This is a genomic window from [Lactobacillus] timonensis (assembly GCF_900240275.1).
GTDB lineage: Bacteria > Bacillota > Bacilli > Lactobacillales > Lactobacillaceae > Limosilactobacillus > Limosilactobacillus timonensis.
In genome coordinates this window covers 1,167,771-1,188,022 of record NZ_LT964761.1, presented here as the reverse complement: position 1 = coordinate 1,188,022, position 20,252 = coordinate 1,167,771, and the positions used below count along the sequence as shown (strand labels likewise).

Below are 20,252 nucleotides of genomic sequence, written 5' to 3'. Positions count from 1 at the left end.
TCAATATAAAGATACAAACAGACACGCAAATTATACCACATTACTCTAATTCTGTCGTGACTTGCCGGCCCATCAGTTCATCGATAGCCCTTTCAATGTCCTCATCTTCGTATAAAACGCGATATAAGGCGTCAGTAATCGGCATTTTAACCTGTCGTTTTGCTGCCAGTTCATGCGCAGCTTTAGTGGTATACACGCCTTCAATTACCATACCCATATGTGAAATGACGTCCCCGAGTTTTTGGCCCTGACCAAGTTGGTAACCAGCTCGCCAATTTCGGGAGTTCTTACTAGTTGTTGTGACAACCAGGTCACCGACTCCAGAAAGGCCGATAAATGTGAACGGATTGGCACCGAAAGCAACTCCCAACCGCCGGATTTCTGCGAGGCCACGAGTAATTAAGGCTGCCCGGGCATTGTCTTTGTAGCCCAATCCAGCCAGCGCTCCGGCGCCAATGGCAATGATATTTTTCAATGCCGCACCAAATTCTGCCCCGATAACATCATCGTTGGTGTAAACACGGAAGTAGGAATTACTAAACAACTTTTGTACCTTGGATGCACTTGCCAGGTTGACAGAAGCAGCAGTCACTGCCGTCATATCCTGAATTGCCACATCTTCAGCATGACTCGGTCCAGATAAAACAACCACGTCTTCACGGTGGGCTGCCGGGATGCATTCTTCAATGATCTGCGACGGACGCTTGTAGGTACTCTGTTCTAGTCCCTTCGTGGCGTGGATAATCAACGGTTTCATATCCAATTCGGCTAACAACTTACTTAACCTCGTCGAAACTTCACGAATCCCCTTTGTTGGGATAACAATCAAAACGTAATCCGCATCGCGCACTGCTTCCTTCATGTCAATCGTGACGTGAAGGTCCTTTGAATACTTGAAGTCTTCCATGTAACGTGGGTTAACGTGCCAACGATTGAATGTCTCAACCTGTTCATCGTCACGTGACCAGAGCCAAACGTTCTTTCCATTACCAACAAGCAAGTTCGCTAAAATACTTCCCCAGGACCCCGCCCCGAGTACTGCAACTTTTTCTGTCATCTTATTATTTCTCCTTTCGCACCGTTGGCGGATTGTACCACACCAGTCCACCACGACGCCGGCGAGCCACCCATAAAATGACGGCTGCCATAACAAAAACCAGTGATAGTAGTTGAGAGACACGAATAGTTGACCCGATCATCAAACTATCTGTTCGCAGCCCCTCAATCACAAACCGGCCACACCCATACCAGATTACGTAAGTTAACGCGATTTCTCCCCGTTTAAAAAGGTGAAATCGGTGACGCAACAACATGATCAGAGCAAAACCAGTCAAATCCCATAGTGATTCATATAAAAACGTCGGTGTTCGGTAGACACCACCAACATCCATCTGTTGGATCAGCCATTGTGGAAGGTGCGCTGCTTGAAGCGCCACCTTGGTTGTCGCTTTTCCAAAGGCCTCCTGATTAATAAAGTTGCCCCAGCGACCTAGCCCCTGACCTAACAAAACGGTGGGTGCCACAATGTCTAACATCGTCCAGACACTGAGATGGTGATACCTGCAATAAAAGTATAGCACGACCGCACCACCAATGATGCCCCCGTAAATGGCAATTCCGCCGTCCCAAACGGCAATAATTTCTGCCGGATGGGAAGCATAGTAAGACCACTGGAAAATAACGTAATAAAGACGCGCGCAGATAATTGCTACTGGGAGTGCCCAAAGCAACAAACCGTAGAAATAATCTTCGTCAATTCCTTGTCGTCGACCTTCACGGACAGACAACCAGAGGGCAAGCAAGACTGCCGTACCAATAATTACCCCATACCAGTGAACAGCGAATGGCCCCCACTTGATTGCCAGTGGATCGATTGCCGCCAAATTATTGTTCATGTTTCTTTTTCGTGTCCCTTTCTGAATTCTTCCTAATCAGCGAATTAAGGTTGCGGTCAAAAGTTTCGGTAGCGTCGTACCCCATCGTCTCCGCACGGAAGTTCATCGCTGCCGATTCAATAATGATTGCCAGGTTACGCCCAGTCTTTACCGGAATCGACACTTGGGGAACAACAACTCCCTGAATTTCCCGGTGGTCGCCACGGTCACCAAGACGGTCAAACTGTGCGTCAGGCGTCCAGGTTTCCAGGTGCACAATAAAATCGATACTATCGGATGGCATTATTGCCGCTGTGCCATAAAGCGTCATCACGTCAATAATCCCAATCCCGCGAATTTCCATCAGGTGATTAAGGATCGCTGGCGCCTGACCAACTAAGGTCTGTTCATCCAGGGCGTAAACTTCCACCCGGTCATCAGCGACTAGCCGGTGCCCACGTCTAACAAGTTCCAGCGCGGTTTCACTCTTTCCCACACCTGAATCACCAGTAATTAGGACCCCGATCCCGTTGATGTCAATTAGTTCACCATGAATCGATTGACGGTCAGCTAAACGCCGCGTCAGGTAGTTCGTCATGTTACTGATTGCCCGCGATGAAGTCTGGTGGGTCCCTAAGATTGGGATGTGGGCATCTGCCGCCGCCTTTTTCAGTTCAACAGGTATTGGCAAGTCCGTACTGATCACAAAACACGGCGTACGAGGGGTACACATTTTAGTCATGTACTCCCGCCGATGTTCTGCCGTCAGATCCTTCGCAAAGGAGGTTTCCGTAATCCCCAATAGCTGGATTCGTTCGGCTGGGTACTTCGTAAAATAGCCCGCAAATTCTAGTGCTGGCCGGGAAATATCCGCAGTGACAATGGGCCGCTGTAAATATTTTTCTCCCTGCAGCACCTTCATCCGGACCTTTTTAACCATTTGCTCAACAGTTACACTTTCGACCACGTTAAATTCCCCCTCAGTCGACAAACAGACCACTAATCACCGCGTTACAGATCGACATTAAAATCGCAATCAGCAACGATGCGCCAAATGACGAGAAGTAAAAGCGTTGATTGCTAACCGCTGCTGACGTTAGCTGCAACATCACCGCGTTTAAAATGATTGAAAATAGCCCCAGCGTCAGAATGTTGATAGGCAGTGAGAGAAGCCACAAAACTGGCCGCACCAAAACGTTAAGGATGGCCAATACAATACTAGCTAACAGGGCGACCCCAAAACTGGACACATAGAATAAACCTGTACTGGAAAAAATGTATGTCAGGATAACAAACAAGATGGTGTTGATTACAATTCCACGAATCATTTATGGTCCACCCTCTTTTCGTCAACGTCCTCTTCATGAACATCGTGTAACTGTTTACGCTGTGGTCGACGGTTAAACGGATTATTCCACTGATTAAATAGCCGTGTCAGAATACCAAAAACTCCGTTGTCATGCGGATCTGGCGGGATAATCAAGGCCATCATGAAGTAAATAAGCACTCCCGGAAAAATCCCAGAAATCGCGGTCAAACTAACATAAATTACCCGTAAGACCGAACTTTTAATGTGGAAATACTGGCCGAAACCACCTAAAACACCAGCAATGTAGCGGTCGGTGGAGCTACGGAATAGGCGGCATCGCTGTTCCTCCCGTTTTGCCATTTATACCAACTCCCTTCTCAAATCATCACTTATTTTATTTCATTTCACCATTTATTGCGGGTTCTTTTGACTAAGTTGCCATTGCAGGTACGCATCAATAAACGGATCCAGGTCACCGTCCATAACCCCTTGCACATCGTGGGTTTCATGCCCACTCCGGTTATCTTTAACCAGGGTGTAGGGATGAAAAACGTAGGAACGAATCTGTGAGCCCCAGCCGATATCCAGTTGCTTCCCTTCAATCTTGGCGCGCTGTTCAGCCTTCTTTTGTTCTTCTAATTCATAGAGTTTGGACTTTAGCATATTCATTGCTGTTTTTCGGTTCTGTAACTGCGATCGTTCTGCTTGTGAAGAAACGACAATGCCGGTTGGTAAGTGAGTAATCCGAACAGCAGAGCTAGTCTTGTTAACGTGCTGCCCACCAGCACCACTAGACCGAAAGACATCAACCCGTAAGTCGTCTGGATTAATATCAACGTGAATCGACTCGTCTAATTCTGGCATAACATCTACCGAGGCAAACGAGGTGTGGCGCCGTGAAGCGGCATCAAAAGGTGAAATTCGGACCAACCGGTGCACCCCTTTTTCGGAACGTAAGAGGCCATAAGCGTTATGTCCCTCAATTAGCAAGGTCACCGACTTAATCCCGGCTTCTTCACCGGCTTCGTAGTATGCCAGCTCCACTTTAAAGCCGCGCCGGTCTGCCCAACGCATGTACATCCGCATCAGCATCTCACCCCAGTCCTGAGCCTCTGTCCCACCAGCACCAGGATGAATTTCCAAGATGGCATTCTTAGCATCGTATTTCTCGTTAAGCAACTGGGTCAACCGGTAATCTGCCAACCGTTGCTTAGTCTTTTGAAAGTCATCTTCAAACTCTGCCCATAAATCGTCGTCTGGTTCCTCTTTCAGCAATTCTACTGATGTCTCCAGATCCGCAACCGCATCACGCAAATCAACAAAATTATCCCGCTTTTCTTTCATTAAGTTACTCTCTTCGATGACTTGCTGGGCTTTTTCGTTGTTATCCCAAAAATCCGGTTGAGCCATTTGCTGTTCGCGCTCGGCAATCTCTTCGTCTAGCGCATCTAGGTCAAAGAGACCTCCCGAAGCGCGCAATTTCTCTTTGCATGGCTTCTATTTCTCGACTTGCGTCACTTAGTTCCACTCAAAAAACCTCTCTTCCAAAAGCGGGGCAGAAATGCACATCACTGCTCATCCCCGTCCCGCTAACTTTGCTTAACGTGTTACATTTTGCCGAATTTCCGACTTCATAAAGAGTCGGGTTGTTTCGTATTCAATGTCGGCAATCATTCCCTCAAACATGTGGTACCCGGCAGTCTGATATTCAACCAGCGGGTTGAGTTGCCCATATCCCCGTAGTCCCACAGATTGACGGAACTGGTCCATCACGTCAATGTGGTCTGTCCAGTGAGAATCGACAACCCGTAAAATAACTACCTTTTGGAATTCAAGCATTTGTGAGTCGTCGTAAAGTTGTTCTTTTTTCTCGTCATAAACCTTTTCGGCGAGACTCATTAAGTAGTCCACCAGCTCTTCTTTTGACTTCCCTTTCAGGTCATCAACACTGATCTGATCCGGCTTAACAATCACTTCGACGGCAAAATCAACTAATTCGTTGAGCTTCCAGTCCTTTTGCTCGCCTAGTGTATGTTGGTCTACTTCCCGTTCAATGGTCCGCTTCACCATCGGCATCAGAACCCACCTCAGCGACTTTTTCTCGGTAATCACCTGCTGACGTTCCTTGTAGATGATTTCACGCTGTTCCCGCATTACGTCGTCGTACTGCAGGACGTTTTTCCGTGAGTCATAGTTGTTACCTTCAACCCGCTTTTGTGCAGATTCAACCTGGTGGGTCAGGAAGCGGCTCTTGATGACTGCGTCTTCTTCAGCCACGTTCATCCGCGACAAGAAGTTCTTGATCCGGTCGCCACCAAAACGCCGCATTAAGTCATCTTCGAGTGACAGGTAGAACTGAGACAGACCAGGATCACCCTGACGACCTGAACGTCCCCGCAACTGGTTATCAATCCGTCGTGATTCGTGCCGTTCAGTCCCGATCACTGCCAAACCGCCCAGTTCCTTCACACCGGGGCCCAACTTAATATCGGTGCCCCGCCCGGCCATGTTAGTCGCAATAGTTACCGCACCAACCTGACCGGCATTCTTAATGATGTCGGCTTCCTTTGCATGATTCTTAGCGTTCAAAACAACGTGCGGGATATGTTCTTTATCTAACAGCTGTGACAGGTATTCTGAGGTTTCAACGGCCACTGTCCCCACCAGCACAGGTTGCCCCTTTTCGTGAAGCTTTTTGATTCGGGCCACTACAGCTCTGAATTTGCTTTGCAGAGTTGGATAAAGCAGGTCTGGCTCGTCTTTTCTGGCCACAGGACGGTTAGTCGGGACGGTGATCGTCTGCATGTTGTAAATCTCACGAAACTCTTCTTGTTCTGTTTTTGCCGTCCCCGTCATCCCCGCCAGCTTGTGGTACATCCGGAAAAGGTTCTGGTAGGTGATGTTAGCCATCGTCTTGTTTTCTTCCTGGATTTGCACGTGTTCCTTGGCTTCAATTGCCTGATGCAGACCATCTGAGAAGCGACGGCCCTGCATAATTCGGCCGGTAAAGGAGTCAACAATCATAACTTCACCGTCCTGAACCACGTAGTCCTTATCCTTGAGCATGATGTAATTAGCCCGCAAGGCTTGATCCAAGTGGTGAGTCAGCGCCGTGTTTTCTGGATCATAAAGGTTCTTCAAGTTAAAGTACTGTTCAGCCTTCTTAATCCCAGAGTCAGTCAGCGAAACGGTCTTTGACTCCAAGTCAACCTTGTAGTCAAGATCCTTTTTGAGTTTTTTGACGAACCGGTCAGTCTGCTGGTAAAGCTTAGAAGTCCCTGAGCCAGGACCGGAAATAATCAGCGGAGTTCGTGCTTCGTCGATGAGGATCGAATCCACTTCGTCGACAATCGCGTAATTAAGCCCCCGTTGAACCTGGTCTTCTTTATAAACCGCCATGTTGTCACGAAGGTAGTCAAACCCAATTTCACTGTTCGTCGAGTACATGATGTCTTGCTGGTAAGCCTGTCGCTTCTCGTCCGGCGACTTTTCAGCGCTGTTAAAACCAACGGTACAACCGAGCCAATTGTAGAGCTGTCCCATTTGGGTAGCGTCACGTTTTGATAGGTATTCGTTAACCGTAATAACGTGAACACCCTTGCCAGTCAGTGCGTTTAAATAAACTGGCATCGTCGCCGTTAAGGTCTTCCCTTCACCAGTTTTCATTTCAGCAATATTGCCTTCGTGAAGGACAATTCCCCCCATAATCTGGACGTGGAACGGGTAAAGGCCTAACACCCGCTTAGCACCTTCCCGGGCCACCGCAAAGGCCTCAGGTAATAACTCATCGAGTGTTTCACCATTTTTGAGCCGTTTTTTAAACTCAGGAGTCTTGGCCTGCAGTTGTTCGTCGGTCAGCTCGTCCATCTGTTTGGCGTAGCCTTCGACCTTATTAGCGATTTTGTCTAAGCGCCGCAATTCGCGACGGTCGCTTTCAATCCATTTTCTCAGTATGTTTGCCATGTAAGCGTCCTTCCCCATTAGCAAATTTGCCGCCAAAATGGTTTTGTGCCCACTTCGGCATTATCAATTAAATACATTTTATTTTACCATGCACAGCCATTATTGAGAACCAATTTACTTGCCAGAGACTAAAAAGATTAGCTAATACAAAAAGCCGGTGCAACAACTGCACCAGCCTTGTCCAAGTCACAATTAAATTACTAACGAGTTAATCATGCGTCCTAGTCGATTTCGATTAAGCCGTAGCGGCCATCCTTACGGCGGTATACAACACTCGTACCGTCAGTGTCGGCGTCTTGGAAAATAAAGAAGTCATGACCAAGCATATCCATCTGCAGAACCGCTTCTTCTGAGTCCATCGGCTTCAGGGAAATCTGCTTAGTCCGAACAATCTTCAAATCATCTTCTGGTTCGTTAGAGTTGTCATCCTCGACGAATTCTGGCCGACGAAGACCAGTTTCCCGTGACTTGCGGTTAACCTTAGTCTTGTACTTACGGATTTGGCGCTCAAGCTTATCCGTTACCAGGTCAATGCTGCCATACATGTCGTTTGAAGTTTCTTCAGCCCGCAGCGTCAAGAACGGTAGCGGAATCGTTACTTCAACCTTGTATGAACGGTTCGTGTAAACCTTCAAGTTCACATGAGCAATCGCCTGCACGCTGTCATCAAAAAACTTTTGCAGCTTGCTGATCCGCTTAATAACGTAGTTCCGGATTGCCTCAGTAACCTCGACGTTTTCACCACGAATATTAAATGTTAGCATTGCAATTCTCTCCTTTCAGTCCAAGCGCAATCGCTTGTTCTGATATCAGAAGGACCACTCTTCTCATATCCTGTCTTTATTATAGTGTAGTTTTAAGGGATTAACAACGGAAAAGGAACCGTTTTCGCAAAAGCTTAACCGGCTAGACTTAAACTTTTCACACTTTTCGCACCCGCTTGTCGTAATAAAGCGGCCCCATAATACATTGTTCGTCCAGTTGTATAAACGTCATCAATAAGCAATACTCGTTTACCAATAAGTATCTGGCGAAAATGCTCATCTTCCCAGCAAAATGGTTGTGGAATTGCCAACCGCTCTTCTCGACTTCGGCTCGACTGGGGACGCTTTTCTTGTTCGACTACTGCAAGTGGGGTGGCCAGTGGAACTTCCACTAAACCTGTCACCTGGTTGAATCCACGGCTTAGCAGGGTGGATTGCGAAACGGGAATAGGTACGACTACGTCAGCCTCTTCCTGCTTAACCTTAGCCGTCATTATTCCGCTAAAGACCTTTCGTAATAAATAGTCGCCCTGAAACTTATAACGGTGTATATATTCCTTCATGGCCTGATTATACTGGAAAATACATTGGTGTCTTAAATGCCAACCAAGTTTCTGGTCCCACCGTTGACATTCCAAACAGAACGGTTCTTCTTCAGTCGTCCGCCCACACCCACGGCAATGCGGCGGTGAGTATGTTAAAAATTGACTCCGGCATTCCCGGCACACCGCTTCATCCTTTCCAAGACCGCATCCCAGCAATTGGTGCCAGGATAATTTCATTGTTAACCGCCGGTTACATAAGAGACAGTTCATTTCTCAACCGCTTTCCCCGCCGGTTGAGGGCAGCAATTTGACGGCGAGCTTCGTTAACATTGCGACAGCAGCTGCTAACCCAAAAACAGACTTTCCCCGTTGGCCGTTCTTTAGCCCTGCCCGCTCGACCGGCAATTTGCACCAGCGCTGACGAAGAAAAAACCGGGGCATCAGCCCCCAGGACCCCCAAGTCAATCCCCGGAAAAGTCACCCCGCGCTCGAGAATAGTTGTCGTGACTAACGCTTGTACTTGGTGTTGACGCATCGCTGCCACCTTTGCCAGTCGCTGCGGGTCAGCCGCATAAACCGTCGTCAGTTTCAAACTGGGACAAGTCTTTTTTAGGGCAGCAGCAATTGGCTCTAAGTCAGCGACGTGGGGCACAAATAGTAAAAAGCGCTGCTTTGTTGTCGTCCATTGTTCAATTTGTCGGTAAACAACTAGGGGCAGGCGCCCCCGATGAAGTTGTTTTCGCCAATTGCCAACTAGTCTTTCATCAATTTGTGGTAAAGGATAGCCATGATAACGAAGTGGAAGATAGGATACTGCCATTTCTTGCTGACGAGCTTCCCGCAATAAAACTGGTCCCGGGGTGGCTGTCATCATCAGAATCCCGCCGTCTTCCTTCACTGCCTGCTTGGTCGCAAACAGCAGCGCCTCGTTAGCCGCATAGGGAAAAGCATCTACCTCGTCGACCACCAAATTATCAAAGGCATGGTAGAAGCGCAACAGCTGGTGAGTTGTGCAAATCGTTAGTTGCCGGTAATGATATTTTTCTTCCTGACGACCATGCAACAGAGCAATAGGTACCCCGGCAAAGGCCTTTTGTAAGCGGGGAAATAACTCTAAACAGACATCAACACGTGGTGACGCAACAGCCACCCGTTCACCGCGTGCAATCGCGTCTGCTAAACCTGAAAAGATCATTTCTGTTTTGCCGGCTCCAGTTACCGCCCACAATAGTTGACGCTGGTGGTCGTTCATTCCTTGGCAAATAGTCGCAGAAACCCGCGACTGCAGTGGCGACAGTCGACCGCGCCAGCTTAACGGATGCTTTTGTACTGGAAATTGATTTGGTTCTTCTGCATGGTAAAATTGATCTAACGTACTTACCCGCCCCAGCTGAAGGCAGTGGCGGCAGTAATACTGCTGGTGTGGCAAGGCGGCGGATTTTTTGCTGCTAACTGCATTGCAGCGCAAACAGCGAACGGTAGTCGCCGTTACCTTCATCGTTGGCATCACCGTTATGTCTGGTCTAGACGGGGTTAATAACCGGGAAACTAGCACCCGGCGGCCATAATAATCACTTAATACCATATTCTCCCTCCTCGTTAGTTAAATACGAGAAAAGAAAGGAAACTTGACTAATGTTTTTAACAATTGCTCGCGATGCGGAATACGAACAAGTAATCAAAAAATCCCGCTTTATTTGCAATGTTTACCGGGTAACCAGTGAAAAAGACGCGCTCTCCTTTATCGACCAGGTCAAGCAACGACACCGCAAGGCTACTCACCACTGCTTTGCTTACCTAGTCGGTGACCACGACGAAATTCAGCGAGAAAGCGATAACGGCGAACCTAGTGGCACTGCAGGGGTGCCAATTCTTGAAGCACTGCAAATGAAGCACCTCCACAACGTTGTCGCCGTCGTTACCCGTTATTTTGGTGGGATCAAACTCGGTGCTGGCGGCCTCATTCGCGCATACAGCAATACCACAACAGGCGGGGTCGAGGCAGCCGGGATCGTCAACCGTATTCAGCAACAAGTCTTGTTAGTTAACTGCCCTTATCCGCTTCACGACCAGCTGACATACTATTGCCAGCAACACCAGCTAGTGGTCGACCATGAAGAATTTGCCGCTTCCATTACAATGACGATCTTCGTTGATCAATCGGCGGTCAAAAAGCAAACTCAGGCACTAACTACCCGTTTTAATAACCAGTTAACAATCAAAAAAGGGCCTAGCCGTTTTCGCGAGATTCCTTTCAACGACTAACCGTCAGTGTCGCCCTCAGGCTTTTTTTCTTACACTTCTCTATTTAACCAAAAAGGGTGAGGATGCTTTGCTGGCACCCTTACCCTTTAATCTTGCCTATTCGTGTAAGTGGTAGTTATAGTTTGAAACGATAATATTTTCACGAGAATTTAATAACGCTCGCAGGCGTAAACTCGTCTGGTTATGAAGAGCCAACTGCCATGGCTTTTTCGGCACAAACTGTGGAACCATGACCGTGACCGAATAGTTTCGTTCAGCAGCCTTCTTGGCAATTTCATCGACAAAACGCAAGGTCGGCTTAGCAATCGACCGGTAAGAAGTATGAAGGTCGACAAAACGAACATCAGGATACTCAGCCTTAAACTCGTTCGCCGTCTTATGTTCCTTTTCCCGGTTTTCGTCGAAGGACACGTGCATTGCAATAACATAATCACCAATCGAGCGTGCGTAATTTACCGCTCCCCTGGTTACTCGAGTGACATTGCCGACCAGGACGATAACTGTTGATCCGTCATAGTCATGCAGCTGAACCTTCGTTTTTTCTGCCACCCGTAGCTGTTTTGCCACGCTGATGTAGTGGTGATGAATCTTATGAAACATGAATAACAAGATCGGCATAATGATTAGATATGGCCAAACATTGTTAAAGTGTTGCCAAAAGAGAGCGGCAACCAGGAACAAAGAAATTAGTGCACCGACCAAGTTAATGAAGGACTTACCCAGCCATAATCCGGACCGCTCACGGAACCAGTGAATAATCATGGCAGATTGGGAAAGAGTAAACGGCACGAAAACCCCGACCGCATAAAGTGGAATCAACATATTAGTTTGACCATGGAACAATAGAATTAGGACAATGGCTCCCACAGCCAGCGAAATAATCCCGTTAGAATAGCCTAGCCGGTCACCACGATCCATGAAGGCGTGCGGCAAAAACTTATCCTTGGCCATGTTATATGCCAGGATCGGAAAGGCAGAAAATCCAGTATTAGCTGCCACCGCTAAAATCATGGCTGTTGATAATTGTAAAAGGTAAAAACCTAAGCCGTGGCCGCCAAAAATCTCCGTCCCAATTTGTGAGAGGACCGTCACTTTTTGGTTAGGAACAACGCCTAAGTAAAAGCCGAAGAAAATGATGGCAATGAAGAAGAAAGCCAAAATCGCACTCATAATTGCCAAAGTCGTTGCGGCGTTCTTCTCCTTAGGTTCATTAAAGTTTGGCACAGCGTTGCTGACCGCTTCAACCCCTGTTAAAGATGATGAACCTGCTGAGAAGGCACGGACAAATAGCACAAAGGTCATCCCGGTAATCGGCGTCCCATAGTCAGCTGGTGCCTGATAAGTGATCTTGCCGGTAGCAACGTTGAACGCACCAACTACAACCATCACGAACATCATCACGACAAAGAAATAAACGGGGACCGTTAAGAAGTTAGCACTGTCGCTCATCCCCCGTAAGTTCATGAACATAATCATGAGCACGATCAAGATTGAAAGCGGTACCGAATACTTATACAAGGCGGGAATAGCAGACGTAATCGCTTCCGTCCCGGAAGTCGTCGAAACCGCCACCGTCAACATATAGTCAACAAGTAACGATCCACCAGCAATTAATCCACCCGTCTTCCCCCAGTTAGTAGTGGCCACCACGTAGGCACCACCACCGCTAGGATAAGCGTGAATGATCTGCTGGTACGACAACGTAATAGCCAGCAACAGTACCAAAACAATTGAGGCAATGGGGATGGAGTACCAAATTGCCATTGCAGACAAAGTGACCAGCACCGTCACGATTTGTTCTGGTCCATAAGCCACGGACGAAATCGCATCCGAGGACAGCATGGCCAGCGCCTTAAACTTCGTCAAGCTGCTTTGCCCAGTATCAAGACTCTTTAGCGGCTTACCGATTAATACGCGTTTTAAATAACGCCACATATTTTTATCCTCCCATAAAAAGTCACTGTGCTATTTTACAACAGGTAACCGGAGAAAAGCTACTCTGCCAGCAAAAAAGGCAACGACTGTGATCCTAAGTGTCGCTTGGTGAACCACTAAACTTAATTTGTCCGAACAAAAAAGCCAGGTCAAAACAGTAAATAAATACTGATATGACTTGACTTTGAGTAGAAAAAAGGCCCCGTTAATTAACGAGACCTCCATTTTTAACTGACTGCAGTTGACTACATTGCACCGCCCATGCCAGCAGGAGCACCGGCAGCACCAGCAGCATTGTTGTTATCCTTTGGTTCCGGCTTATCAGCAACAACGGCTTCAGTTGTCAACAGTAATGATGAAACTGAGGCTGCGTTTTGAAGAGCTGAACGGGTAACCTTAGTTGGGTCAACAATCCCGGCGTCAACCATGTCTTCGAAGTCGCCGTCAGCAGCGTTGTAACCAACACCCGGCTTTTCGTTCTTCAGATGGTCAACGATGACAGATCCCTCAACACCTGCGTTTTCAGCAATCTGACGAACAGGTGCTTCCAGAGCAGCCTTGACAATCCGAACACCGGTCTTTTCGTCACCTTCAGTTTCGTCTTCAAGCTTTGCCAGTTCAGGGATAACGTTGATCAATGCGGTACCACCACCCGGAACAAAGCCTTCGTCAACAGCCGCACGGGTAGCGTTAAGAGCGTCTTCGATGTGGTACTTGCGTTCCTTCAATTCAGTTTCAGTAGCAGCACCAACCTTAACAACAGCGACACCACCAGCCAGCTTTGCTAACCGTTCTTGCAGCTTTTCCTTGTCGAAACTGGAAGTTGATTCAGCAATAGCCTTCTTAATCTGTTCAACACGTTCAGCAATGGCATCCTTGCTGCCCTTGCCATCCACGATCGTTGTAGCATCCTTCGTCACAGTAACCTTGTTAGCTTGCCCAAGTTGGTCCACAGTGACGTCCTTCAGGTTCATCCCGAAGTCATCAGAGATAACTGTCCCGCCAGTCAGGATAGCAATATCAGCTAATTGAGCCTTCCGACGGTCGCCGAAGCCAGGAGCCTTAACGGCACAAACGTTAAAGGTTCCCCGGATCTTGTTCAAAACAAGTGTTGGCAATGCTTCACCAGTAATGTCGTCAGCAATGATCAGCAATGCCCGCCCCTGTTGAACAACTTCTTGAAGTAGTGGCAGGATGTCTTGAATGTTACTGATCTTCTTGTCAGTAATGAGAATGTATGGGTTGTCCAGGTCAGCTTCCATCTTATCGTTGTCGGTTACCATGTACTGTGACATGTAACCACGGTCGAAGCTCATCCCTTCAACGACGTCAACACTAGTTTGAACCCCACGGGAGTCTTCAATAGTGATCACACCATCGTGACCAACCTTTTCCATGGCGTCAGCAATTAGCTTACCAACATTTTCGTCAGCAGCAGAAATCGAAGCAATCTGTGCAATGTCATCCTTCGTCTTAACATCGTGGGACATCTTCTTTAAGCCGGCAACTGCAGCTTGGGTTGCCTTATCAATCCCCCGACGGACACCAATCGGGTTAGCACCAGCAGTAACGTTCTTCATTCCTTCGTTAACGATGGCCTGTGTCAGGACAGTGGCAGTCGTCGTCCCGTCACCAGCAACGTCATTGGTCTTAGAAGCAACTTCGGAAACCAGCTTAGCACCCATATTTTCAAAGTGGTCTTCCAGTTCGATACTCTTGGCGATGGTTACACCGTCATTAGTAATCGTTGGTGCACCATAGTGCTGTTCCAGCACAACGTTGCGACCCTTTGGCCCAATGGTAGTCTTAACAGTGTTGGCCAGCTTGTCAACACCCTTCAGCATCCGTGAGCGTGCATCTTCAGAAAAACGAATTTCTTTTGCCATTATTTTGTCACCTCAAAATCAAACCTAAATTTCAGTAAACTCAAACGCCAGTTAGTCAATTACCGCAACGAGATCCTTCTCGTGAACAACAAGGTACTTTTCACCGTTGTATTCTACTTCATTGCCGGCGTACTTATCGAAGAGAACCTTGTCCCCTTCCTTGACGCTTGGCGCTACTTTTTGTCCATTATCAAGGAGACGACCTTCACCAACAGCAACTACCGTGCCAGTTGTTGGCTTGCCCTTAGCATTTGATGCCAGCACAATGCCGCCAACAGTCTTTTCTTCTTCCTCTTCAGCCTTCAGAACAACACGATCACCTAATGGCTTTAACACGTGAATCCCTCCATCTCAATACTTAATTTCAATCATTTAGCAGAATTAGCACTCATCTGCGTTAAGTGCTAACCACATCTTCTACTATAACATGCTTAGCCCAAATTGCAACAATTATTTGACCAATTTTGACTTTTCCTTGCTGAAAAGAAAAAGCGCGGGCAGCATCTTGCTGTTCCGCACTTAATAGAGCAAATACTTAATCGTCCTTATTATTTTCAATAAAGTAAATCAACGTTTGTAATTCGTTTGTCAGGTCAATATTTTGAACCCAGACATTCTTGGGAACATGGAGGCGAACCGGGGTGAAGTTCAAAATCCCGTGCACTCCCGCCTCAACCAGTTCGTCAGTAACATGCTGTGACTCTGAACCTGGAACCGTCAGGATGACCACGTCAATTTGTTGTTCCCGCAACTGCCGCTGCATTTCGCTAACCGGGTAAACCGGGATTCCACTCTTGACCCGGTTGTCCAATTCTGGTTTCGGGTCAAAAGCAGCACTGATCCGCAGGTTAGTACTCTGATGGAAGTTATAGTTCATCAACGCACTGCCGAGGCTACCAACGCCGACCAAGGCAACACTGGTTAACTTATCCTGGTTGAGAATGCCCTTGAAAAATTCTAATAACTTATCAACATCGTACCCGTAACCACGACGGCCGAGTTCACCAAAATAGGAAAAATCGCGACGGATAGTGGCTGGGTCAACCTGAACGGCCTTTGACAGGTCATTTGATGATACCCGATGCTGTTGTGTATTATGTAAAACGTTTAAATAACGATAATAAACCGGCAACCGTTTGGCCGTTGCTCGTGGAATTTTACGAGTTGCCATTTTATTTCCTCCGTTCAATTAGTTTGTGAAAATAACCTGCCTATTATTTTAGCAATTTATCTAAATATTGTGAATACTTAATCAAGGGTTTTTATTGATGTTGTCCTGGTCCTGAAAATGGCCGTTTTATGGTAGACTTGATTGTTAGTAAAAACTAAGTTGGGGTTATTATGTTAATTTTACAAACCAAAAATGTCATGCGGCGTTTTGGCGCCGACGTCTTATTTCAAAACGTTAATATTCAGATTGATGAGCACGCCCGTCTGGCCCTTGTCGGGCGGAATGGTGCCGGTAAAACCACTTTGCTAAAAATGATTGCCGGGATTACCGAGCCCGATGAAGGAACGATCAGCAAAACTAAGGGATTATCTATCGGCTACCTGGCACAGGACCAGGGGCTGGACAGTCAAAAAACCATTTGGGCAGAGTTGGACACTGTTTTTGCGCCCGTTCATCAGCTTGAAGCTGAGATGAATGATGCAGAACAAGAAGTGGCTGCAGCAACAGCATCAAACAGTGCCTCTGTCAATGAATTGTTAAAAAAATACGACCAGCTCCAGGAGCGGTACAAAAAAGCGGGCGGCTTTGAGTACCAGTCGCGAATGCGGGGAATTCTGACAGGGTTCGGTTTCACTCCTGAAATGGATTCACTCGCCATCAATTCCCTATCTGGTGGCCAAAAAACTAAATTAGCTTTGGCCAAGATTTTGCTACGTCAACCACAGCTGCTCATCCTCGATGAACCAACTAACCACCTTGACATGAATGTTTTGAGCTGGTTGGAAGACTATTTGAAGTCTTACCAAGGCGCGCTGCTGATTGTCTCTCACGACCGTTACTTTCTCGACCGGGTAGTCAACGAAGTCGATGATCTTGACAACGGGACTACCCGCCACTACCGCGGTAATTATAGCGCTTATACTAAACAAAAACGGCAGTGGCTGATGACAGCAATGAAGCACTACCAGCAGCAACAAGAAAAAATTGCTAAGCTAGAAGACTATGTAAACCGTAACCTGGTTCGCGCTAGTACCACCAAGCAGGCTCAGGCTCGCCGCAAACAACTGGCTAAAATGGACCGCCTGGAAAAACCAACGGAAGATACTTCTTCTATTCATTTTCATTTCCATGCTGATCATCCTAGTGGCAACGAGGTCCTCGACGTCCAGGACTTAAAGATTGGCTATAACGGTCAAGTGCTAGCGGGCCCCCTCTCATTTAGCGAGCGGAATGGTCAAAGAATCGGGATCTTTGGACCAAATGGTATTGGTAAGTCAACCCTGCTTAAGACGATTCTCCACCAACTACCGCCGATTGCTGGTGATATTAAGCTTGGGGCAAGCCTACAGATTGGTTACTACGACCAAGAACAGCAGCGGCTCCATCCTCAGAAAACGGTTCTTAACGAAATCTGGGATGACCACCCCGATGTTTCTGAAGCAGATATTCGCTCACTACTCGGCAGTTTTCTCTTTGTCGGTGACGATGTCTTCAAACCGGTTCACACCCTCTCTGGCGGGGAAAAGGCTCGCTTGGAATTGACAAAGTTATCCTTTGAGCCAATCAACTTTCTCCTGCTTGATGAGCCAACGAACCACCTCGACATTGACAGCCGCGAAGTTCTAGAGTCTGCTATCAATGAATTTGAGGGAACCGTCCTCTTTATTTCTCACGACCGTTACTTTATTAACCAGGTAGCCACTGATGTTTTGGACATGTCTGCTGACGGGATGACCCATTATGAAGGTAATTATGATGATTTTCTCGCGCAACAGCAGCAAAAACAGCCGACCGAGGCTCTTAGTTCAACTTCCGTGTCCACCACGAACAGTAAAAAGAAGCAAGCCTACCAGCAAAGTAAGCAACAACAACGTGAGCACCGTAAACTCAAACGAGCAGCTGACCAACTAGAGCAGCAGCTAACTGACTTGGAACAGCAGCAGGATAAAGTTAAAGAACAGATGGCCCAACCAGAAGTTGCTACAGATATTGGCAAACTGACTGACTTGCAGAAACAATTAGACCGGTTAACTAGTCAGGCCGCAGACATTGAAGAACAATGGACAACAGCTGCGCTCGCCCTCGAAGAATTTGAAGAAGATAATTAAAAAAGCTGGCGAATATTTCGCCAGCTTTTTTATTCTGTCACCGGATTCATTCGGGGGAAGGATAACCCTGGGACCGCGTTCAAGTCCCAACCAGCACGGTCACCGTAAAGGTAGTTAACCGTTCCAGCAGCACCAATCATCGCTGCATTATCCCCACAATACTTGAGCGGTGCCTGCAGGATTGTCATATCGGGGAACTCCTTACTCAAGTCATGCTGGAGTCGTTGCCGTAGTCCGTGATTAGCAGCTACCCCACCGGCCAAAATAAACTGTTCAGCCGGGTAACGGTGAAGAGCTTTCACCGTTTTTTCTGCCAACACGTCCACAACGCTTTGCTGAAAACTGGCGGCTAAATCATACTTGTTCAATGTTTCTCCACGCTGGTGAGCATTATGGACCGTGTTGATAAAAGCACTCTTCAGGCCACTAAAACTAAAGTCGAAGTTTGCTTCCTTCTCCATTGCCCGGGGAAAGTGAAAAGTATCGTTGCCCTTAGCTGCCCATTCGTCAACAGTCTTCCCGGCTGGATAATTAACACCCATTACCCGACCAATCTTGTCATATGCTTCTCCTGCTGCATCGTCGCGGGTCTCGCCAATAATCTGGTACTGGTGCTCTTCAACCATATAGACCAGTTCTGTGTGACCACCCGACACAAGTAGCGCAAGTTGCGGGTACTTAAACTCACCCACAAACCGTGCGGCGTAAAGGTGCCCCGTCATGTGGTTTACTGGTACCAGTGGCAGGTGGTGTGCCCAGGCAACCGTTTTGGCCGCCGTCACTCCCACCAACAGCGACCCCACCAATCCAGGACCGTACGTCACAGCCACCGCTGACAGCTGGTCATAAGAAACGCCTGCTTCAGCCAGCGCCTCATCGGTGCACTTCGTAATCTGTTCAATGTGGTGACGGCTGGCCACTTCCGGAACCACTCCGCCAAAACGCTGGTGACTAGCTATCTGGGTAGCGACGATGTTTGATAATACTTCAACACCATCCTTGATGACCGCCACACTCGTTTCGTCACAGCTTGATTCGAATGCCAGTATCAGTGTCGGTTCAGTCATTTTTCTCTTCCTTTCCTAAGGGAAGCAGCATTTCAAGTGCATCCCCGTGATTATCTTCATAATAACCCTTTTTAATTTTCGACTCTTCAAACCCCAGTTGCCGGTATAATCGCTGAGCACGATTATTGTCGACACGCACCTCTAAACTCATCGTCAACATGCCATTAGCAATGGCAACATCTTCAAGCGTTTGAATCATTGCGGTGCCGATGCCATGTTGCTGATAACCGGGAGTAACCGCGATGTTAGTAATATGAACCTCGTTTTTGACCCAGTTAAAGGAACAACCAGCAAAGCCAATAATGAAATTATCATCAGTTGCAACCATGTACAACCGGTGCTGACGGGATAATTCACTGATAAAGGCTAGCGAACCCCACGGAGCATAGCCTTGGTAAACCCGTCGTTCAATTTCCACCATCGCCTCAGTATCCCCCAGTCGGGCAGGCTGTAAAACGATGGAACGGTTGCCGACGAGCAATGTTTGGGGTGTAAATTTTACCGGGTGGCCAGCTAGCTCAGTCGCTGCTTTGGCTAACCAGTGGTTAAACTTCCTGAACATAATTACGGTGTGGTGCGTGGGGGTGTTGTTTCTTCCATTCCACTTCCGCCTCGGTCAATAGCAAGTAGTGCGGAACAAAACTGTCAATGTTTTCAATTGGTTGCTGGTCTTGCCCCAAAAGCGCCAACTGGTAAGCGGCCGGCACTGCGTATCCAGGTGATAGTAGCTGAACGTTGCCGGGAAAGTTGCTATCAAAATGCTGTTTAATCTTCCGGGTCAGTTGGCCCACCATTACCACTGATTTTTCTTGGTCAGCAAGTTGGGTTACCAATTGACTCATCGCCACGTGTGTATCAGCAAACTGCTCGACTAATTTACCGCCTTGCCACTGATAGCCACCGGCGTAAACGTTGCCCCGACGAGCATCAAAAAACGGTACCACTAACTGGTCACTGATCGGTGGAACATTAGCCGCCAAAACTGCCAAGCTCGAGACACCGACCAGTTCACAATCGATGGTATCTGCTAAGACCTTCGCTGTTGTCACCGCAATTCGCACACCAGTATAAGAGCCTGGACCTTGTGCGACAACGACCCGGTCCAAGTCTGCCGGCTGCCAGTGGACCTGTTTCATCAACTGATCGATTGTCGGCATAACATAGATACTGTGGTTTTTCACCATATTATAGGTAGTTGTCGCCAATAAGCGGCCGCCCTCCACTAACGCAATTGTCAGCGGATGGTTAGACGTGTCAATTGCCAAAATTTTCACCGTAAACGCCCCTTTCGTTTTGCCTTCATCATCATACCCCAAATTATCGTCCGAGTAAAAAGTCACCGCCCGAACAACAAGAAACCTCCAA

At 47.6% G+C, this 20,252-nt stretch carries 19 protein-coding genes; 2 read left to right on the top strand and 17 right to left on the bottom strand.

Annotation, left to right across the window (positions count from 1 at the left end):
- Positions 1–40: 40 nt before the first annotated feature.
- From C1710_RS05765 to C1710_RS05720, 10 genes are all read right to left on the bottom strand, one after another.
- The gene (locus tag C1710_RS05765; protein ID WP_102280989.1) at positions 41–1,057 is read right to left on the bottom strand and encodes an NAD(P)H-dependent glycerol-3-phosphate dehydrogenase; all 1,017 of its coding nucleotides are present in this window, start codon (positions 1,055–1,057) and stop codon (positions 41–43) included.
- Positions 1,058–1,061: 4 nt separating this feature from the next.
- A complete protein-coding gene (gene lgt / locus C1710_RS05760; RefSeq protein ID WP_102280988.1) occupies positions 1,062–1,895 on the bottom strand; it encodes a prolipoprotein diacylglyceryl transferase in 834 nt (277 codons plus the stop codon).
- Entirely contained in the window at positions 1,885–2,841 is a 957-nt protein-coding gene (hprK, locus tag C1710_RS05755) for an HPr(Ser) kinase/phosphatase (protein WP_102280986.1), read from the bottom strand. Before hprK ends, lgt begins: the two co-directional genes overlap by 11 nt.
- Before the next feature lie 13 nt (positions 2,842–2,854).
- Complete coding sequence (locus tag C1710_RS05750; RefSeq protein WP_102280985.1) at positions 2,855–3,202, bottom strand: phage holin family protein; 348 nt, start codon at positions 3,200–3,202, stop codon at positions 2,855–2,857.
- Positions 3,199–3,543, bottom strand: a complete 345-nt coding sequence (locus C1710_RS05745) for a PspC domain-containing protein (protein WP_102280983.1) — start codon at positions 3,541–3,543, stop codon at positions 3,199–3,201. Before C1710_RS05745 ends, C1710_RS05750 begins: the two co-directional genes overlap by 4 nt.
- Positions 3,544–3,594: 51 nt before the next feature.
- Positions 3,595–4,711 (bottom strand): peptide chain release factor 2 gene (gene prfB, locus C1710_RS05740; protein WP_102280982.1). Its coding sequence is split into 2 segments (ribosomal slippage): positions 3,595–4,638 and positions 4,640–4,711, totalling 1,116 coding nucleotides; the frame shifts between segments, so codons are not numbered across the junction.
- A 71-nt stretch (positions 4,712–4,782) separates the two neighbouring features.
- A complete protein-coding gene (secA, locus tag C1710_RS05735; protein ID WP_102280981.1) occupies positions 4,783–7,146 on the bottom strand; it encodes a preprotein translocase subunit SecA in 2,364 nt (787 codons plus the stop codon).
- A gap of 221 nt (positions 7,147–7,367) precedes the next feature.
- On the bottom strand, positions 7,368–7,910 hold the full coding sequence (gene hpf, locus C1710_RS05730) for a ribosome hibernation-promoting factor, HPF/YfiA family (protein WP_102280979.1): 543 nt from the start codon (positions 7,908–7,910) through the stop codon (positions 7,368–7,370).
- A gap of 134 nt (positions 7,911–8,044) precedes the next feature.
- Positions 8,045–8,692, bottom strand: a complete 648-nt coding sequence (locus C1710_RS05725; protein ID WP_235857977.1) for a ComF family protein — start codon at positions 8,690–8,692, stop codon at positions 8,045–8,047.
- Between the two features lie 13 nt (positions 8,693–8,705).
- Positions 8,706–10,040, bottom strand: a complete 1,335-nt coding sequence (locus tag C1710_RS05720; RefSeq protein ID WP_102280977.1) for a DEAD/DEAH box helicase — start codon at positions 10,038–10,040, stop codon at positions 8,706–8,708.
- Positions 10,041–10,090: 50 nt separating this feature from the next.
- Here C1710_RS05720 and C1710_RS05715 point away from each other — a divergent pair, with 50 nt between their 5' ends.
- Positions 10,091–10,720 (top strand): YigZ family protein, encoded by a 630-nt coding sequence (locus C1710_RS05715; RefSeq protein ID WP_102280975.1) that lies wholly within the window; start codon positions 10,091–10,093, stop codon positions 10,718–10,720.
- Positions 10,721–10,816: 96 nt separating this feature from the next.
- Here the strand turns inward: C1710_RS05715 and C1710_RS05710 are convergent, their stop codons facing one another.
- The 4 genes from C1710_RS05710 to C1710_RS05695 form a co-directional block, all read right to left on the bottom strand.
- Positions 10,817–12,655 carry an APC family permease gene (locus C1710_RS05710; protein ID WP_102280974.1) on the bottom strand — a complete coding sequence of 613 codons (1,839 nt, stop codon included), beginning with the start codon at positions 12,653–12,655 and terminating at the stop codon, positions 10,817–10,819.
- A 245-nt stretch (positions 12,656–12,900) separates the two neighbouring features.
- Entirely contained in the window at positions 12,901–14,541 is a 1,641-nt protein-coding gene (gene groL, locus C1710_RS05705; protein ID WP_102280973.1) for a chaperonin GroEL, read from the bottom strand.
- A 51-nt stretch (positions 14,542–14,592) separates the two neighbouring features.
- On the bottom strand, positions 14,593–14,877 hold the full coding sequence (groES, locus tag C1710_RS05700; protein WP_102280971.1) for a co-chaperone GroES: 285 nt from the start codon (positions 14,875–14,877) through the stop codon (positions 14,593–14,595).
- Positions 14,878–15,076: 199 nt separating this feature from the next.
- Positions 15,077–15,712 (bottom strand): redox-sensing transcriptional repressor Rex, encoded by a 636-nt coding sequence (locus tag C1710_RS05695; RefSeq protein WP_102280970.1) that lies wholly within the window; start codon positions 15,710–15,712, stop codon positions 15,077–15,079.
- A gap of 170 nt (positions 15,713–15,882) precedes the next feature.
- Here C1710_RS05695 and C1710_RS05690 point away from each other — a divergent pair, with 170 nt between their 5' ends.
- The gene (locus C1710_RS05690; RefSeq protein WP_102280968.1) at positions 15,883–17,820 is read left to right on the top strand and encodes an ABC-F family ATP-binding cassette domain-containing protein; all 1,938 of its coding nucleotides are present in this window, start codon (positions 15,883–15,885) and stop codon (positions 17,818–17,820) included.
- A gap of 29 nt (positions 17,821–17,849) precedes the next feature.
- Here C1710_RS05690 and tsaD read toward each other — a convergent pair whose 3' ends face one another.
- The 3 genes from tsaD to tsaB are packed head-to-tail and all read right to left on the bottom strand — an operon-like array spanning position 17,850 to position 20,161.
- Positions 17,850–18,887: a tRNA (adenosine(37)-N6)-threonylcarbamoyltransferase complex transferase subunit TsaD gene (gene tsaD / locus C1710_RS05685; protein ID WP_102280967.1), complete on the bottom strand. Its 1,038-nt coding sequence runs from the start codon at positions 18,885–18,887 to the stop codon at positions 17,850–17,852.
- Positions 18,880–19,449 (bottom strand): ribosomal protein S18-alanine N-acetyltransferase, encoded by a 570-nt coding sequence (rimI, locus tag C1710_RS05680; protein ID WP_102280966.1) that lies wholly within the window; start codon positions 19,447–19,449, stop codon positions 18,880–18,882. The genes tsaD and rimI overlap by 8 nt, the downstream gene beginning before the upstream one ends.
- Positions 19,433–20,161: a tRNA (adenosine(37)-N6)-threonylcarbamoyltransferase complex dimerization subunit type 1 TsaB gene (gene tsaB / locus C1710_RS05675; protein ID WP_102280964.1), complete on the bottom strand. Its 729-nt coding sequence runs from the start codon at positions 20,159–20,161 to the stop codon at positions 19,433–19,435. The genes rimI and tsaB overlap by 17 nt, the downstream gene beginning before the upstream one ends.
- Positions 20,162–20,252 lie beyond the last annotated feature (91 nt).

Bases quoted from the DNA above. Each gene is read 5' to 3' on its own strand.
- C1710_RS05695 (WP_102280970.1), bottom strand. From the start codon at position 15,712: ATGGCAACTCGTAAAATTCCACGAGCAACGGCCAAACGGTTGCCGGTT.
- tsaD (WP_102280967.1), bottom strand. From the start codon at position 18,887: ATGACTGAACCGACACTGATACTGGCATTCGAATCAAGCTGTGACGAA.
- lgt (WP_102280988.1), bottom strand. From the start codon at position 1,895: ATGAACAATAATTTGGCGGCAATCGATCCACTGGCAATCAAGTGGGGG.
- C1710_RS05715 (WP_102280975.1), top strand. From the start codon at position 10,091: ATGTTTTTAACAATTGCTCGCGATGCGGAATACGAACAAGTAATCAAA.
- C1710_RS05725 (WP_235857977.1), bottom strand. From the start codon at position 8,692: ATGAAATTATCCTGGCACCAATTGCTGGGATGCGGTCTTGGAAAGGAT.
- C1710_RS05690 (WP_102280968.1), top strand. From the start codon at position 15,883: ATGTTAATTTTACAAACCAAAAATGTCATGCGGCGTTTTGGCGCCGAC.
- secA (WP_102280981.1), bottom strand. From the start codon at position 7,146: ATGGCAAACATACTGAGAAAATGGATTGAAAGCGACCGTCGCGAATTG.
- hpf (WP_102280979.1), bottom strand. From the start codon at position 7,910: ATGCTAACATTTAATATTCGTGGTGAAAACGTCGAGGTTACTGAGGCA.
- C1710_RS05765 (WP_102280989.1), bottom strand. From the start codon at position 1,057: ATGACAGAAAAAGTTGCAGTACTCGGGGCGGGGTCCTGGGGAAGTATT.
- rimI (WP_102280966.1), bottom strand. From the start codon at position 19,449: ATGTTCAGGAAGTTTAACCACTGGTTAGCCAAAGCAGCGACTGAGCTA.
- C1710_RS05710 (WP_102280974.1), bottom strand. From the start codon at position 12,655: ATGTGGCGTTATTTAAAACGCGTATTAATCGGTAAGCCGCTAAAGAGT.
- groL (WP_102280973.1), bottom strand. From the start codon at position 14,541: ATGGCAAAAGAAATTCGTTTTTCTGAAGATGCACGCTCACGGATGCTG.
- C1710_RS05750 (WP_102280985.1), bottom strand. From the start codon at position 3,202: ATGATTCGTGGAATTGTAATCAACACCATCTTGTTTGTTATCCTGACA.
- C1710_RS05720 (WP_102280977.1), bottom strand. From the start codon at position 10,040: ATGGTATTAAGTGATTATTATGGCCGCCGGGTGCTAGTTTCCCGGTTA.
- C1710_RS05745 (WP_102280983.1), bottom strand. From the start codon at position 3,543: ATGGCAAAACGGGAGGAACAGCGATGCCGCCTATTCCGTAGCTCCACC.